General features: G+C 36.0%; 18 protein-coding genes. All 18 read right to left on the bottom strand.

Annotated features, from left to right (window positions below):
- Positions 1–48: 48 nt before the first annotated feature.
- A complete protein-coding gene (locus JR050_RS12145; protein WP_204203761.1) occupies positions 49–837 on the bottom strand; it encodes a phosphatidate cytidylyltransferase in 789 nt (262 codons plus the stop codon).
- A gap of 18 nt (positions 838–855) precedes the next feature.
- Positions 856–1,626, bottom strand: coding sequence for an undecaprenyl pyrophosphate synthase (gene uppS / locus JR050_RS12150; protein ID WP_204203762.1), 771 nt, complete (start codon positions 1,624–1,626; stop codon positions 856–858).
- Positions 1,627–1,884: 258 nt separating this feature from the next.
- A complete protein-coding gene (frr, locus tag JR050_RS12155; RefSeq protein ID WP_204203763.1) occupies positions 1,885–2,442 on the bottom strand; it encodes a ribosome recycling factor in 558 nt (185 codons plus the stop codon).
- A gap of 2 nt (positions 2,443–2,444) precedes the next feature.
- A complete protein-coding gene (gene pyrH / locus JR050_RS12160; protein WP_204203764.1) occupies positions 2,445–3,167 on the bottom strand; it encodes a UMP kinase in 723 nt (240 codons plus the stop codon).
- Positions 3,168–3,358: 191 nt separating this feature from the next.
- Complete coding sequence (gene tsf / locus JR050_RS12165) at positions 3,359–4,240, bottom strand: translation elongation factor Ts (protein ID WP_204203765.1); 882 nt, start codon at positions 4,238–4,240, stop codon at positions 3,359–3,361.
- 145 nt (positions 4,241–4,385) lie between these two features.
- Positions 4,386–5,090: a 30S ribosomal protein S2 gene (rpsB, locus tag JR050_RS12170; protein ID WP_204203766.1), complete on the bottom strand. Its 705-nt coding sequence runs from the start codon at positions 5,088–5,090 to the stop codon at positions 4,386–4,388.
- A 158-nt stretch (positions 5,091–5,248) separates the two neighbouring features.
- Positions 5,249–5,869, bottom strand: coding sequence for a hypothetical protein (locus JR050_RS12175; RefSeq protein ID WP_204203767.1), 621 nt, complete (start codon positions 5,867–5,869; stop codon positions 5,249–5,251).
- A gap of 9 nt (positions 5,870–5,878) precedes the next feature.
- Positions 5,879–6,166 carry a hypothetical protein gene (locus JR050_RS12180; protein WP_204203768.1) on the bottom strand — a complete coding sequence of 96 codons (288 nt, stop codon included), beginning with the start codon at positions 6,164–6,166 and terminating at the stop codon, positions 5,879–5,881.
- Between the two features lie 31 nt (positions 6,167–6,197).
- Positions 6,198–6,965, bottom strand: coding sequence for a FliA/WhiG family RNA polymerase sigma factor (locus tag JR050_RS12185; RefSeq protein ID WP_204203769.1), 768 nt, complete (start codon positions 6,963–6,965; stop codon positions 6,198–6,200).
- Positions 6,966–7,028: 63 nt separating this feature from the next.
- Entirely contained in the window at positions 7,029–7,361 is a 333-nt protein-coding gene (locus tag JR050_RS12190; protein WP_204203770.1) for a hypothetical protein, read from the bottom strand.
- Positions 7,361–7,855 (bottom strand): chemotaxis protein CheD, encoded by a 495-nt coding sequence (locus JR050_RS12195; protein WP_204203771.1) that lies wholly within the window; start codon positions 7,853–7,855, stop codon positions 7,361–7,363. The genes JR050_RS12190 and JR050_RS12195 overlap by 1 nt, the downstream gene beginning before the upstream one ends.
- The gene (locus JR050_RS12200; RefSeq protein ID WP_204203772.1) at positions 7,848–8,489 is read right to left on the bottom strand and encodes a chemotaxis protein CheC; all 642 of its coding nucleotides are present in this window, start codon (positions 8,487–8,489) and stop codon (positions 7,848–7,850) included. The genes JR050_RS12195 and JR050_RS12200 overlap by 8 nt, the downstream gene beginning before the upstream one ends.
- Positions 8,490–8,503: 14 nt before the next feature.
- The gene (locus JR050_RS12205; protein ID WP_204203773.1) at positions 8,504–8,965 is read right to left on the bottom strand and encodes a chemotaxis protein CheW; all 462 of its coding nucleotides are present in this window, start codon (positions 8,963–8,965) and stop codon (positions 8,504–8,506) included.
- Between the two features lie 17 nt (positions 8,966–8,982).
- Complete coding sequence (locus JR050_RS12210) at positions 8,983–11,028, bottom strand: chemotaxis protein CheA (RefSeq protein WP_204203774.1); 2,046 nt, start codon at positions 11,026–11,028, stop codon at positions 8,983–8,985.
- A gap of 16 nt (positions 11,029–11,044) precedes the next feature.
- Positions 11,045–12,133: a protein-glutamate methylesterase/protein-glutamine glutaminase gene (locus tag JR050_RS12215; RefSeq protein WP_204203775.1), complete on the bottom strand. Its 1,089-nt coding sequence runs from the start codon at positions 12,131–12,133 to the stop codon at positions 11,045–11,047.
- Between the two features lie 6 nt (positions 12,134–12,139).
- Complete coding sequence (locus tag JR050_RS12220; protein WP_204203776.1) at positions 12,140–13,012, bottom strand: MinD/ParA family protein; 873 nt, start codon at positions 13,010–13,012, stop codon at positions 12,140–12,142.
- Entirely contained in the window at positions 13,009–14,184 is a 1,176-nt protein-coding gene (gene flhF / locus JR050_RS12225; protein ID WP_204203777.1) for a flagellar biosynthesis GTPase FlhF, read from the bottom strand. The genes JR050_RS12220 and flhF overlap by 4 nt, the downstream gene beginning before the upstream one ends.
- Positions 14,181–16,217, bottom strand: a complete 2,037-nt coding sequence (gene flhA / locus JR050_RS12230; protein ID WP_204203778.1) for a flagellar biosynthesis protein FlhA — start codon at positions 16,215–16,217, stop codon at positions 14,181–14,183. Before flhA ends, flhF begins: the two co-directional genes overlap by 4 nt.
- Positions 16,218–16,231 lie beyond the last annotated feature (14 nt).

Genomic DNA, 16,231 nt, shown 5'->3' on the forward strand with positions numbered 1-16,231 from the left:
ATAATTTTCTCTATTTCGTAAAGCTAACTAACTCGTCCAATTTTTGCTCTACATGAATTGTAGAAAGTGAAAGATAGGCAATACAAATAATAAACTATCAAAGCGATCTAATATTCCACCATGTCCAGGAAGAATAGAGCCAGAATCTTTAACAGAATAATGTCTCTTCAACGCAGATTCTACTAAATCACCTAATTGCCCAAATACAGATAAAAGAACTGTAATGACAACGACCTTTAAAAATGACTCATCAATAGGAAAAATGAATTGAAATATGCACGCTACAATAACTGCACACACGACTCCACCTAAAGATCCTTCTACAGTTTTATTTGGACTTATTTCTGGCCATAGCTTTCTCTTTCCCCATGCTTTTCCAATAAAATAGGCACCAGAATCAGTAGCCCAAATAAGAAACATAGCAAAAAACAAATAGTGAATGCCTTGTTCTCTAATCTCAATGAAATAATAGAAACCAATTCCAATATATATGGTTGCTAATATAACAAACGCAGCATGATCAAATGTAAATTTATTTTTCGTAACAACCGTGTAGGAAAGTAAAAACAATACTGCTAATAAAGCAATTTCTGCTTTAGTAATATGTAGTTCTCCCAAAATATCTAACGTTCTATCAGGATAAAGTAAAACCCAAATCAAAAGAATACTTAAAATACCTGGAAAGGTAATCAATGAAATTTGCTTCATTCTGAGCAACTCAAATATTGCGATTGTTGCTAATAAATAAATGAAAACTGTAAATGGCAGACCTCCCCAAATAACAAATGGTAAAAATATAGCTGCCGCCACAACAGCTGTTAAAATACGTTGCATCATAAACTATTCATCATCCTTTTATATTCCGCCATACCTACGTCCACGCATTTGAAACTCACCAATTGCTTGAATAAGTTCTTCTTCTGAGAAATCTGGCCATAGCACATCCGTAAACCAAAATTCAGTATAAGCTAGTTGCCAGAGCATAAAATTACTAAGACGGTGTTCGCCGCTTGTACGAATCAATAAATCCGGATCTTGTAATGAACTCGTCATTAAGTATTCAGATAGAAGCTCTTCGGATATTCCCTCTTCAGTGAGCTTTCCATTCTGTACATCTTTAATGATATATTTTACGGCTTGGGTAATTTCGTCACGGGAACCATAGTTTAAGGCAAAATTCAAAATTAATCCTGTATTTTCTTTTGTCTTTTCCATCGCTTTTTCAACAGCACTTCTTGTATGCTTTGGTATTTCTTCAGGATTACCCATCATTTGGACCTTCACATTTTGCTCAATTAATTCTGGCAAGAATGTCCCTAAAAACTCTTCAGGAAGTTTCATTAAGTATTCTACCTCTTGTTTAGGGCGTTTCCAATTTTCAGTTGAGAATGCATAAAGAGTTAATACCTCAACGCCAAGTTCACTTGCTAGCTTTGTAATCTTCTTAACAACCTTCATTCCTTCATGATGACCCGCAACTCGTGGTAAGGCTCTTTTACTGGCCCAACGACCGTTTCCATCCATTATAATGGCAATATGTTTAGGAATAGGCTTTGACTTTACCGCTTCTTTTGTGAAAGATTCATTATTCTCTTTTTTATTCCAACGTCTAAGTTTATCAAGCATTTTCTTATCCCCCATCATTACCATTATAATCAAAGCGTATCCACAGTTCAAAGAAACTATCGATTTATTTTCATTATATGGACTGAATGAACCCGTATGTATTCATTATTACAAAATAATTAAGAACGCGTATATTACTTCATAATAAGTAAAAAACCCCCTAAAATAGAGGGTCTATTTATCCATATAGGTAATTTCACTATACACTATTAACCGATTGCTTAACTACAATAAAAGAGAAAGAATTCGTGTTTATAATTAAACAGCCATAATTTCCTTTTCTTTTTCCTTTGTAACTGCATCAACCTTCGCTATATGGATATCTGTTTCCTTTTGAATATCATCAGTAAAATTACGTAGTTCATCCTCAGTAATTTCACCATTCTTTTCTAGCTTTTTCAGATCATCATTTGCATCACGACGTATATTACGTACTGCAACCTTTGCTTCTTCTCCATACTTCTTAACTAGCTTCGTTAATTCAACGCGACGCTCTTCTGTTAGAGCAGGGATTACGATACGAATAACGGATCCATCGTTTGTTGGCGTAATTCCTAAATCTGATTTCATTATAGCCTTTTCAATTTCACCAAGAGATGTTTTATCATAAGGTGTAATAACAAGCATACGTGCTTCAGGTACATTTACTGAAGCTAATTGGTTTACAGGTGTTGGTGCACCATAGTAATCTACTGTAATTTTGTCTAATAAAGCTGCGCTTGCACGACCTGCACGGATTGTTGCAAGTTCACGTTGATAAGCCTGAATCGCCTTATCCATTTTCTCTTTAGCTGTTTTAATAACAGATTGACCCATTTTTATTTCCCCCTCACGACTGTTCCGATATTTTCTCCTTGAACTACACGTTTGATGTTTCCTTCTTCCATAATAGAGAATACGATTAAAGGAATATCATTATCCATACATAATGAGGATGCCGTAGAATCCATTACAGCAAGCCCCTCTTTTAATACATCTAAATATGATAGTGTTTCATACTTTATTGCATTTTTATCAATTGCAGGGTCTGCAGTGTAAACACCGTCTACATTGTTTTTTGCCATAAGGATAACTTCTGCCTCGATTTCAGCTGCACGTAATGCTGCAGTTGTATCTGTTGAGAAATACGGGTTCCCCGTACCTGCTGCAAAAATAACAACACGTTTCTTTTCTAAATGTCTGATTGCTTTTCTTCTTATGTATGGTTCTGCTACTTGTCTCATTTCAATAGAAGATTGAACTCGAGTTTGTATCCCTAAGTTTTCAAGGCTATCTTGCAGGGCTAATGAGTTCATTACCGTTGCTAGCATACCCATGTAGTCGGCATTTGCCCGATCCATTCCCATTTCACTTCCGGCTTTACCTCTCCATATATTCCCAGCCCCAACAACAACAGCAACCTCAACATCCATTTCAGCAATTTCTTTAATTTGATTCGCAATGGATTGAATAATTGAAGGATTAATACCGAAGCCTTGATCACCTGCAAGCGCTTCACCACTTAATTTTAAAACAACACGTTTATATTTTGCAGTACTCATCTTTACCTCCTATGAACCAATTAAGTATTAGCAAGAATGGCTAGTTTTCAAAAAAAGGGGAACACATTGTGTCCCCTATCCTCCTAAAGTGGTGATTCTTACAATTTGGTAAGGAACAGTATTAGTTAGGTAAGGATAAACAATACCCTTTCCTAACTATACCGAAATCACTATTTAGGACTTTTTATGATTTACTTGTTCACTTGGCTCATAACTTCTTCAGCAAAGTTATCTTGACGCTTCTCGATTCCTTCTCCTACTTCGTAACGAACGAAGTTTACTACAGTAGCCCCTTTGCTCTCAACAAATTTGCGTACTTTTTGATCTGGATCTTTAACGAAACTTTGGTCTAATAAACAAACGTCCTCGAAGAATTTACCCATACGTCCTTCTACCATCTTATTTACGATGTTTTCAGGCTTACCTTCGTTTAGAGCTTGTTGTGTTAGCACTTCACGCTCACGAGCAATCTCTTCTTCTGTTACAGCATCACGATCAATATACTTAGGGTTTACTGCCGCAATATGCATAGCAACATCCTTAGCCACTGATTCTTCAGTAGTTCCTTCAAGAGTTACTAGAACACCAATACGTCCACCCATGTGTAAGTAACCACCGAATGCACCATTGTCACCTTTAGTAGAAATTGTGAAACGGCGTAATGTGATTTTTTCACCAATTTTTGCAATTGCAGAGCTAATGAAATCTGCAACTGTAGAACCGTTATCCATTGTTTGTGTTAAAGCATCTTCAGTTGTAGCAGGCTTGTTCTTTAAAAGGTGCGCAGCTAATTCTTTAACTAACTGTTGGAATCCTTCGTTTTTTGCAACGAAATCCGTCTCAGAGTTAACTTCTAAAATAACCGCTTCATTTCCTTGGACTTCAATGTATGAAATTCCTTCAGCAGCGATACGGTCAGATTTCTTAGCAGCACTTGCCATACCCTTTTCACGCAGGAAGTCAATTGCTTTTTCCATATCACCATTTGTTTCTGTTAAAGCTTTTTTACAATCTAACATACCAGCGCCAGTTTTTTCACGTAATTCTTTAACCATTTGAGCTGTTACAGCCATCGTAAATTCCTCCTTGACTTTATCATTTATGTATTTTTGGATATTTGTATATAATATATCCGAAAAAAGTGAGAATGAACCGTATTTATCCCTTAAAAAAGGTGATAAAAAGGCTTGTGTCCCTCTTATCACCTATACGTATTACTTAAGCAGTTGGTGCAGTTTCTTCACCTTGTTTTGCTTCAAGGATTGCATCTGCAATTTTAGCAGTAAGTAGTTTTACAGCACGAATTGCATCGTCATTTGCAGGGATTACATAATCAATTTCATCCGGATCACAGTTTGTATCAACGATACCAACGATTGGGATGTTTAATTTATGTGCTTCAGCAACTGCAATACGCTCTTTACGAGGATCAATGATGAATAAAGCATCTGGAAGTTGCTTCATATCTTTAATTCCGCCTAAGAACTTTTCAAGACGTTCTAATTCCTTCTTAAGGTTAATAACCTCTTTCTTAGGAAGTACATCAAATGTACCGTCTTCTTGCATTTTTTCAATATCACGAAGGCGCTTAATACGCTTTTGGATTGTTTCGAAGTTTGTTAATGTACCACCTAACCAACGTTGGTTAATAAAGTACATTCCTGAACGTTCTGCTTCTTCCTTAACAGAATCTTGAGCTTGTTTCTTAGTACCAACGAATAACATAGTACCACCATTAGCTCCTAGTTCTTTAACGAAGTTGTAAGCTTCTTCAACTTTTTTCACAGTTTTTTGTAAGTCGATGATATAGATCCCGTTACGTTCTGTGAAAATATACTTCTTCATTTTTGGGTTCCAACGGCGAGTTTGATGACCGAAGTGAACACCAGCTTCAAGTAATTGCTTCATTGAAATTACTGACATGTGTTTTTTCCTCCTAATGGTTTGTATTCCTCCGCTTTTATCATTTTTGAATACAACTGTTAGTACAGCACCAATATCCAAATCTAAAAGCGTGTGTAATTAACACCAAAAACTAATATAACATAAGAACAACTTTCAATCAAGCTTGTTTTCTAAGATTAAGTATTAAATTTTAAAAATAACTCGATTTCTGTCTTTCCTTTGTTCAGTCTTTTTGCAATTTCTTCTACTGTTAGACCTTCTTTGGATAGCAGCTGTACTTGTACATTTAATGGTAAACTTTCAAACGGAGGTTCTTTTGGCTCTTCTTTTTCTTTTATCTTTTCCTCAACTGTTTTTGATTCCTTTTTATCCGTAGTATCATTTGTTATTTCGTTATCTTTCATTATATGAGGCTGTTGTGGCTTTGTTTTCACTTCTCTTTTGAAGGTAGGTAAAAGTTCCATTAAATCTTCGTTTGATATTTCGTCTTCTATCGTGTCAATTTTCGCTTGTGCTACTTCTATTTTTGGAGATGCTTTTTTTGATTTTTCAGCTGGAGTTTTTTTCGTTGATTTCTTAGGTTTATCATTATTTGTTTTTACTTCTTGTATAAATTTCTCATTTTCTTCCTTCATTTCTAGGATATATGATGATAATATATCCTCCATGTCCTTCATAATAGACGCTTGCTTTCGTTCAATATCTCTCATTTTCTCGATTCTAAAGTAAAGTAAAACAATACTTAAAAATGAAATGACATGAAGAATGAAACTTACCACAAGTAGAAATGTACTCATATTGACTCCTTATAAACTAATATCAATCGACTTCCCTTTAAATGGGTGATTCTCTTTGTTCTTCTTTTTTTGATATTGTTTTTCTTCGTGATTGTGTTCTGAACGTAAGTGAAGGGAAGCACCATCCTTTTGCTTTGCATTTACCACTTGACGCCGCTTTCGATCTTCCTGTTTTTGTACTTCCTCTGCAATATGATCTTGCATATGCTGACCTCTATTTTGCATTTGCTCTACTATTTTACTTACGTCCTGTGTTTTTGGTAATGCAACCTGTAATTCCGCTAACCGAATCCCCATAAAAACACATCCTTTTGCTCCGGCTGTTGTATTATTCGTATATGGTATCTAGTATCTTCTTCATTTTGAAGAGAGCTTTTGAATGAATTTGTGAAATGCGTGATGTAGATAAGCTCATTACTTGACCTATCTCTGTTAACGTTAACTCTTCCTTATAAAATAAACTGACAACAAGCTGTTCCTTGTCATTTAACTGTTCAATTACAGAAGTAAGCTTCTCTACAAGTTCATCTTTAAGCATCTTATCTTCTGGAGTAAGTGTCTTTTCATCTTTTATTGTAAATTTAGGAGCATCTGTAGCATCGTCATCCTTTAATCCGTCATCTAAGGATAAAACGTTTGCGAAAAATCCTTCCGTAACTGTTTGTTGTACTTCTTCTTCTGTCATCCCTAATTCTTCTGCAACTTCACTCGGAGTAACTGTGCGCATGTGTTTTTGTTCTAACTTTTCAATTACAGAATCTATTTTCTTTGATTTTTCTCTTGAGCTTCGCGGGAGCCAATCTTCCTTTCGGAGGCCATCTATAATGGCACCTCTTATCCTAAAAGAAGCGTATGTATCAAACTTTAAGTCCCGTGTAGGATCAAACTTTTCTAAAGCATCATACAGGCCAAGCATCCCTAAACTCATTAAATCATCACGATTAACACTTTTCGGTAAACCAACTGAGATCCGTTGCACATGAAAATTAACTAACGGCATGTACAATTTGATCAGGGAATCACCTGCGTTCGTATCACGAGATTCAGTCCATTTTTGCCAATATATTTGATCCTCGTTTGAGGTTACCTGTGTCATTACATCCTCTCCTTTGCCGGACCCGATTCCAAGATAACTTGAAACTAAGTTCCCCTTACATAGTTAGTCCTGCTCTTTTAGCAAGTCTTTTATATAATGAGAAACAGCTTCTGCATCTTCGTCAGTTAAATGATCCATGGAATGACGCAATTGTTCAGCATCCACGCTATCCTTTGGATTTGATTGATTGATATTAGGTTTAGTATTGCCCTTCGGGTTACTGATTATAAAATGAATCATCCATCTAAATATGTAGGCAATTAGAAAGAAAGATACGTAGGCAATCAGCCCTCGTATCAAAGATGTCAAAAATCCGTTATTTGCAAATGCAGAAAAAAAGACAACGATAAAGCCAATCATTGCGAAGATAAAATTCAATACCAATGTGCCAAACATTATAAGATAGACACTCCTTGATTTACAGTGCGGATAGAAAGCTCACATGTTATTGGGTCAAATTCAATTGTTCGACCACTATTTCCACCGGTATCTTCCCCGACTAACGTAATATTTAAGCGCTTTAACTCTTCTTTCACAGCCTCTACATTCCTTGGACCTATTCTCATTAGGTCACTACCAGAAGTGAACTGAAACATTTGTGCACCACCAGCTATTTTCGCTTTTATCTGAGGTTTTTTTCCACCTGATTTCACTATTAATTGTATAAGTTCCTCTATGGCAGTATTTGCATATTTTGCTTTGTTCATATCCCCAGTTTTTGCAAGCTGAGAGTCTGGAAGCATAATATGGGCTAGTCCTGCTACTTTACTCAATGAGTCATAAAGGACAACTCCTACACATGAACCCAATCCAGAAGTTCTAATAATGTGAGGAGGTTTTACTATATTCATATCTGCAATACCAACCTTCACCACTTCTTGATTAGTCATGATCTGTAACACCTAAGGCTTTAAATATAATGGAGAATGAATCAGGATCAGGTAAAAAGAAAAAGTGACCTTTTACACTCTCGCTTATCGGCTGGTCTTCCTCTATTAAAGTTGTATCAATCACAATGGCATAATCACTAACTGTCGATAATTCAATTAATCCAAAGCTAATAATTGCACCAATCATATCTACGCTTATAGCTGGCACTGAAGGATATAAATTAAGCTTTGTAAAATCTGAGAAAGATGATAAATAAGAACCAGTGAGAATGTTACCAAGCTCTTGAAGAGCAGATATAGCAAGTTCTGAGTATGGGGTCTGCTCCATTGAAAATGATGGGTCATTTGTTAAGTGCCGTATAAATCGTGAAGCTTGCTCTAGTGAAAGTATAAAAAACATACTCCCAGGAGCATCTCCTTCTACACGTAAAAAAACACTAGCCACAACATTTTCCGATCCACCAACTAGATCCATCACTTCATTAAATGAAACAACTTTTACACTAGGAACTTTCATATCAACTTTTTTATCAAGCAACTTCGATAGGGATGTTGCTGCATGTCCAGCTCCTATATTTCCTACCTCTTTTAGTATATCTATATGTGTAGAATTCAACTTTTTAATAAATGACATATCCCCATAACCTTCTATCCGTTAATTTCAGTTAATTCTTTAACACTTAAGACTTTCTCAAGTTTTAACAGTACTAATAAACGTCTATCCAGTTTAGCAACTCCGTTTAAATAATCTGCTTCCACTGTACCTATTACCTCAGGAGCTGGCTCAATACTTTCACTTTGTAAATCAATTACATCATTTGCTGCATCGACAATGAGACCAACATCCATTGTTTCTAAAGAAACGATAATTACGCGAGTACTATCATTAAAAGGCAATTCATCTAGCCCAAACCTTACTCTTAAATCAATGATTGGAGTAACAACACCTCGAAGGTTTATTACACCCTTCACATATTTCGCAGTTCCAGGAACTCTTGTAATGTGTAATACCTTCTCAATGGATTGAACTTGCTGAACAGGTATTCCATATTCTTCATCAGCTAATTGAAAGACAATAACTTTAAGATTGTTCGTCAATTCTTCAGACATAACTCGTTCCTCCCTTCTTATTTGATTAACGCATTAGAATCAATAATTAGAGCAACTTGTCCATCACCTAATATAGTTGCACCTGAAATCGCAAATATTGAAGATAAATAGTTACCAAGTGACTTTAGTACAACTTCCTGTTGTCCGATAAATGAATCAACAACAAGTGCCGCAATTTTATCTCCTTTACGAACAATTACTACTGAAATATAGTCGTTATCTGGTTCTTCACCTGGCACATCAAATATTTCTTTCAAGCTAATCAGTGGTATTACTTTACCTCTAAAATCTATTACCTTTTGGCTATGTGCACTTAAAATATCTTCTTTTTTTACAATGGCAGTTTCGATAATAGAAGATAACGGTACTGCATATTTTTCTTTTTGAAGTTCAACTAACATTACTGAAATAATAGACAGTGTTAATGGTAGTTGAATTGAGAAAGTTGTTCCTTTTCCCTCGACTGAATCAATAGTAATTGAACCACCTAATGACTCAATTGTATTTTTCACAACATCAAGGCCGACTCCACGACCGGAAATATCCGAAATAGTTTCTGCAGTAGAGAAGCCTGATGACATAATCAATTCGAATACTTGCTTATCACTTAAAGTAGCAGCCTGTTGTTCTGTTACTACACCTTTACTAATCGCTTTGCTCAGAACTCTCTCTTTGCTAATTCCGCCACCATCATCTTGGATCTCAATAAATACATGATTTCCGCTATGATAAGCCCTTAAAATAACGGTTCCTTCTTCGTCTTTTCCGTTCTTTTTCCGAACTTCTGGCATTTCTACGCCATGATCTAAAGCATTACGTATTAAATGCACAAGTGGATCACCAATTTCGTCTACCACTGTTCGATCTAGTTCCGTCTCTGCACCGACAATACTTAAGTTAATTTTCTTTCCTAAATCTCTTGCTAATTGTCTTACCATACGAGGGAAGCGGTTAAAGACTGTTTCAACAGGCACCATTCTCATATTTAAGATGATGTTTTGCAAGTCCCCTGAAATTCTAGACATATGCTCGACGGTTTCATGTAGTTCTGAGTTGTTAAGTTCTCTTGAGATTTGCTCTAATCTTCCTCTATCAATAACAAGCTCTTCGAATAGGTTCATCAAAATGTCTAAGCGCTCAATATTTACACGAATTGTTTTATTGCTTGCAGCTTTTGCATGAGGTGCTGCTGCATTCTTTTCCTTCTCTGGTGTCGACACTTCTGCTACTGCTTCTTTCTCTTCAAAAGTTGTTGCTTCTACATTTTCTACTACATCTTCAAATGCTTCCCTAGAGAAGTCAATAGCTTGTACCTCTACCTTCTCTACCTCTGATACCTTAAGTACTTTACCTTGAACATCCTCTGGTGAATCCTTCGATACAATTGTTACTGTAAAGGATTGATCAAACTTTTCATCTTCTAGTAATTCAACAGCTGGATTAGATTTAATTACTTCACCAATTTGTTCTAATATTTCAAATACCATAAACACACGTGCTGCCTTTAGTAAACAGTCTTCACGTAAAGATACTGTAACTTCGTAACTATTAAAACCTTGTTCAGTTGATTGCTTTAATACCGTTAACTCAAATTGGTCGTAGCTTTGAGTAGGAGCTGAAGCTGTTGTTACTTCTTCTTGTGCTGCAGGAGCATTTAGAGAAGAGGCACTGGTTGCAATCGGTTGTCCCTTTTCGATGGCTACTAGTTTTTCTACAACACTTCGAACATCACGCTTTCCACTTCCACCTTCAGCAATTGAATGGACCATTGCTTCAAGGTCATCTACTGATTGAAAGACAACGTCCAAAATCTCTGGAGTGACCATAAGCTTATTATTTCTGATTCCATCAAGTACATTTTCCATTTGGTGAGTTAAGCTTGCCAAATCCTCATAACCCATCGTAGCGGACATACCTTTTAATGTATGTGCAGATCGGAATATCTCATTTACAATTGCAATGTTGGTAGGGTTTTTTTCTAATTCTAACAAGTTGCTGTTTACAGCTTGAAGATGTTCCTTACTTTCTTCTATAAAAACTTCCAAGTACTGATTCATTTCCATAAAATCACACACCCCTTTACGTATGTAGCATTTTCATTATTTGTTCTGCTATTTCATCTAATCGTACGATGCTGTCTACTTTATTAGAAGCTACAGCAGCTTTTGGCATTCCGTAAACAATTGAAGTTTCCTCAGATTCGGCAATACTGCGAACCTCTCCGGTATTTTTCAGTTTCACCAGTCCATCTGTCCCATCTGAGCCCATACCCGTCATAATAACAGCCACCTTAGCATAATCCGACAGCTGACTTACAGAATCGAATAATAAATCAACAGAGGGACGGTGTCCATTTTTAGGTGGTGACAGATCTAAACTTACAGCTAATGATGTTCCAATTCTCTTTACTAAGAAATGATATCCACCAGGTGCAATATATGCTATGCCCTTTTTTATAATTTCTCCGTCTTCAGCTTCCTTGACTTCAATTTGACTTAAGGAATCTAACCTAGAAGCTAAAGACTTAGTAAATCCAGCAGGCATATGCTGAACAACAAGTATAGGAGCATCAATATCCTTGGGTAACCTAGTAATAACTTGCTGTAGTGCGCGAGGGCCACCAGTTGATGTCCCAATGCAAATGACCTTTTTTGACAAATTAAGTGGTTTTTTGTCGAAAAATTCATTATTATTTATTTTACTATAATCATTACCATTCGGTATAGTGGTAATCTTCATTTCATTCATTCGATTTAATTTTGCCTTTTTTACCGTTGATGCGTGATAAACTTTGTCCTTTATTTCTTCCTTTACTTTATGTAAGTCAAGAGAAATGGCACCAGAAGGCTTTTCAACAAAGTCAACTGCACCATATTGCATTGCTAGTATAGTATTCTCAGCCCCTTCTTTTGTCGTACTAGATAGCATAACGACAGGAACTGGTTTTATTTTCATTATTTCTTTTAGTGCTTGCAACCCATTTAATATTGGCATCTCTACATCTAAAGTAACGACGTCGGGTTTTAACTCTAGTACTTTTTTGACTGCATCTTGACCGTTACGGGCAGTTCCCACAATATGAAATCTGCTATCTTCTTCAAGAAAGTTAGTGATAAGCTTTCTCATGAATGCTGAATCATCTACAACTAGCACATTGATTCTATCCATAGGTACCTACCTTTCTTGGAAGTAATGTCTTAGCCTGGAGATAAAACTAAATGACTTTGGTTTTTGCTTTCCATTCTCGATGGAGTTTCCGTCAATATAACGGTCAGCAATTTCTTTCAGTGCGATACTAACCTTTGATTTCGGATCAAATACAGAAAAAGGAGTTTGTCTGCTTACAGCTTTATTAACATTACGATCATCAGGTAAATAACCTAACTGCACAATTTCCTTCTTTAAAAATTGTCTCATCACTTCGCTCAGTCTTTTCAACGTACTTGTTCCTTCTTCATGTGATAGTGCTCTGTTGACGATAAGGTAAAATTCTGCATTATTCTCTTTCGTGCAAATATACTTCATCATGGAATATGCATCTGTAATAGCAGTAGGTTCAGGTGTTGTGACAACAAATATTTCATGTACAGATAGTAATAATTGAAGACTATCTTCTGTAATACCTGCGCCCATATCAAACAAAATATAATCATAATCTAATGCAAGCTTACCAAGTTGATTCAAAAAATAGGAAAGCTTTTCTGAATCAAGCTTAAACAAGGTCGATAATCCAGATCCTCCTGATATAAAATCAACACCCTCTGGTCCTTCCTTTATTATGTCTTGAATTGATATACCTTGCTTAAATATATCCACAAAGCTTCCTCTTGAAGGTAGCCCCATTAAAATATCTATATTTCCCATGCCAATATCCATATCAAAGATTAGGACCTTTTGTTTGTTTCTAGAAAGATTTATCGCAAAATTAAGTGAAAAATTGGATTTTCCGACTCCACCTTTACCACTAACAACGGCAATAACCTTTGCTTCGGTACGGTCTTTCATACGTTGAAGTCGCTGGCGTAAGCTTTCAGCTTGATCTCTCATTTGGTATCTACCTCAAGAATCGTATTTACAATTTCAGTTGGAGTTGCTTCCATAATATCATCTGGAACATTTTGACCAGTTGTTAAATATGCAACTCCTTTTTTGTAAGTAGTCATTAAATTTAAAATCGATCCAAATTGTGATGTTTCATCAGTTTTTGTAAAGATTAACCTATTTATAAAAATTAGGGAAAACTGACGATAAATTTCTTCCATATCTCTTTGTTTTGCAGTCAAGGATAATACGAGAAATGTTTCCATCTCCTCAGTAAAATCGATAACCTCTTTTAAGTCTTCAACGTACTGTTTGTTTCTAAAGTTTCGACCAGCTGTATCGATAAATACTAAATCGTAAGAGGAATATTTCTCCTTCGCCTTTTTAAAATCATCTAAGTTATAGCAGACTTCAATTGGGACATCCAAAATTTTGGCATATGTCTTTAACTGCTCAATAGCGGCAATTCTGTAAGTATCAGTAGTAATAAAAGCTACCTTTTTTTTATGTTTTATCACACATTGGGCAGCAATTTTTGCAAGTGTTGTCGTTTTCCCGACGCCTGTTGGCCCAACTACATTAATATATTTTTTCTTGAAAGAAATGCCACCATGTTCGTATTGTTCAACTCTTGTAAGAAGTTCTTCTCTTACCCATTTTTTAATTTCAGTATTACTGCTACTCGCATTATTTTTATACCACTTCTCTAGTAGCTTCGACATAATATCAGATTGCTGCTCTTCGTTTATCTCTTGATCTTCGAGCTCCAATAAGATTTTCTGTAACGGTTCAGGATAAATGGATGTACGGACTGTTGGTTTTGATTGTGTATCTTTTATTAATAATTTGAGTTCACTAATTTCTTTCAATAAATCCATGTCATTTTTTTGATTTAACGATTTCACTAAAGGTGTAATATCTTCAAGCAGAGATGGTTCCCTTTTTGGTTGAATATTTACTGGAACAGTTCGTTCCCTATCTTTCTGAATGGGTTCTTTATCAAATGGTGAAGGATCAACTGCTGCCATCACTTCTATATTTTTCTTAGTAAAGAAGCCGAAGAAACCACCTGTATGAACAACCTTTGAATTTAATATTACGGCATCCTTCCCCAAGTCGGCTCGAACCTTTTTCATAACCTCAGGCATGGAAGGTGCAACATACTTTTTTACTTTCAATCTATATTCACCACCCCAACACTTTGCACTTCAACATTAGCTTCTAGTTCGTTGTAAGATAAGACCGGTACATTTGGTAAATACCTCTCGATTAATTGCTTCACATACATTCGAACAGCAGGAGAGCAGAGTATGATTGATTGCTGTTCTTGCAATGACAACTGTTCTACTTGACTTGCCACTGATGAAATGATAGCTTGGGATACGTTTGGATCTAAGGCTAAATAGTTGCCGTGTTCAGTTTGTTGAACTCCTTCTGCTATTGCCTTTTCAACTTTCCCTGATACCGTTACTACACGTAACACATCTCCTTCGCTAACAAATTGTGAGGTAATTTGTCTAGCTAATGCTTGCCTTACATATTCAGTTAATATATCTGTATCGGTCGTCATTTTTCCAAAATCCGCTAATGTTTCAAATATTACTGGTAAGTTTCTAATTGAAACTTTTTCTCTTAATAGCTTACCCAATACTTTCTGAACATCTCCTATAGATAGAGGATTTGGTGTCACTTCTTCTACTAGTATTGGATATGCTTCCTTTATATGGTCCACAAGTTGCTTTGTTTCTTGTCTACCTAGTAACTCATGTGCATTTGATTTGAGTATTTCTGTTATATGAGTGGAAACAACAGATGGCGGATCGACAACTGTGTACCCAAACATTTCTGCTTGTTCTTTTGTTTCTTCTGTAATCCATTTCGCAGGTAATCCAAATGATGGCTCGATCGTGTCGATACCTTGAACGATGTCATCATCCATTCCTGGACTCATCGCTAAATAATGATCTAGCAGAAGTTCCCCCCTTGCTACTTCATTACCTTTTATTTTTAATCGATATTCATTTGGTTGTAATTGAATATTATCTCGTATTCGAACAACTGGAATGACGATCCCTAATTCGATCGCTAATTGTCTACGAATCATGACGACACGGTCCAATAAGTCTCCACCTTGATTCGTATCTGCTAATGGGATAAGTCCATAACCGAATTCAAACTCTATCGGATCAACATTCAACAGATTTACCACACTCTCTGGACTCTTCATTTCATCTGTCTCAATTTGTTCCTCAAGCTCTTCTAAATCTGTCTTATCCGGTTGCTTTGGCTTACCAAGCATATACCCACCAAAAACTAATAATCCTGCAATTGGAATTGTCAGTAGATCATTAAGTGGTGTGAACAAACCTAGAATAAATATGCTAGCACCAGCTACGTAAAGCATTTTAGGGAAAGCGAATAATTGCGTTGTAATATCTTGACTTAAATTTCCGTCTGAAGCAGCTCGAGTAACGATAATCCCTGTAGCTGTAGAAGTCATTAAGGCTGGGATTTGAGATACTAATCCATCACCGACTGATAATATCATGAACGTATTAGCCGATTCTCCAATACTCATGTCCATTTGTAACATACCAATAACAATACCAACTAAGATATTGATAATTGTAATGATAATTCCCGCAATAGAATCTCCTTTAACGAACTTACTCGCACCATCCATTGCTCCATAAAAGTCCGCTTCACGACCTACCTTTTCTCTTCGTGCTGTTGCATCTTTTTCTGAAATCAGACCAGCGTTTAAATCTGCATCAATAGCCATTTGTTTTCCTGGCATTGCATCTAACGTGAAACGTGCTGCAACTTCAGAGACACGCTCTGAACCCTTCGTAATAACCAAAAATTGTATAATAACTAATATTAAAAAGATTACAAAACCTACTAGTACATTTCCTCCAACTACGAAATTCCCGAAGGTATGAACAACATTCCCTGCATCTCCATGGCTTAATATCGCTCTCGTAGTCGACACGTTTAAACCTAGACGAAATAATGTTAATACGAGTATTAATGAAGGAAAAACAGATAACTGAAGTGGCTCCGTCATATTCATAGAAGTTAACAAAACCACTAGAGCCAGAGCAATGTTAATCATAATTAAAATATCTAATAATAGACCTGGTAATGGTAAAATTAACATCATGATAATTAAGACAACACCAACTATTACGGGTAAGTCTCTTGCTTTCACATTAAACACTCCTT

Source organism: Bacillus suaedaesalsae (assembly GCF_016890225.1).
Taxonomy (GTDB): Bacteria; Bacillota; Bacilli; order Bacillales; family SA4; genus Bacillus_BS; species Bacillus_BS suaedaesalsae.

Coding starts and splice junctions, on each gene's coding strand:
- JR050_RS12195 (WP_204203771.1), bottom strand. CDS start 7,855: ATGACTAATCAAGAAGTGGTGAAGGTTGGTATTGCAGATATGAATATA.
- pyrH (WP_204203764.1), bottom strand. CDS start 3,167: ATGAGTACTGCAAAATATAAACGTGTTGTTTTAAAATTAAGTGGTGAA.
- JR050_RS12180 (WP_204203768.1), bottom strand. CDS start 6,166: ATGGGGATTCGGTTAGCGGAATTACAGGTTGCATTACCAAAAACACAG.
- JR050_RS12205 (WP_204203773.1), bottom strand. CDS start 8,965: ATGTCTGAAGAATTGACGAACAATCTTAAAGTTATTGTCTTTCAATTA.
- rpsB (WP_204203766.1), bottom strand. CDS start 5,090: ATGTCAGTAATTTCAATGAAGCAATTACTTGAAGCTGGTGTTCACTTC.
- JR050_RS12220 (WP_204203776.1), bottom strand. CDS start 13,012: ATGAGAGATCAAGCTGAAAGCTTACGCCAGCGACTTCAACGTATGAAA.
- frr (WP_204203763.1), bottom strand. CDS start 2,442: ATGGGTCAATCTGTTATTAAAACAGCTAAAGAGAAAATGGATAAGGCG.
- uppS (WP_204203762.1), bottom strand. CDS start 1,626: ATGCTTGATAAACTTAGACGTTGGAATAAAAAAGAGAATAATGAATCT.
- JR050_RS12145 (WP_204203761.1), bottom strand. CDS start 837: ATGATGCAACGTATTTTAACAGCTGTTGTGGCGGCAGCTATATTTTTA.
- JR050_RS12210 (WP_204203774.1), bottom strand. CDS start 11,028: ATGGAAATGAATCAGTACTTGGAAGTTTTTATAGAAGAAAGTAAGGAA.
- tsf (WP_204203765.1), bottom strand. CDS start 4,240: ATGGCTGTAACAGCTCAAATGGTTAAAGAATTACGTGAAAAAACTGGC.
- JR050_RS12190 (WP_204203770.1), bottom strand. CDS start 7,361: ATGTTTGGCACATTGGTATTGAATTTTATCTTCGCAATGATTGGCTTT.
- JR050_RS12200 (WP_204203772.1), bottom strand. CDS start 8,489: ATGTCATTTATTAAAAAGTTGAATTCTACACATATAGATATACTAAAA.
- JR050_RS12175 (WP_204203767.1), bottom strand. CDS start 5,869: ATGAGTACATTTCTACTTGTGGTAAGTTTCATTCTTCATGTCATTTCA.
- JR050_RS12185 (WP_204203769.1), bottom strand. CDS start 6,965: ATGACACAGGTAACCTCAAACGAGGATCAAATATATTGGCAAAAATGG.
- JR050_RS12215 (WP_204203775.1), bottom strand. CDS start 12,133: ATGGATAGAATCAATGTGCTAGTTGTAGATGATTCAGCATTCATGAGA.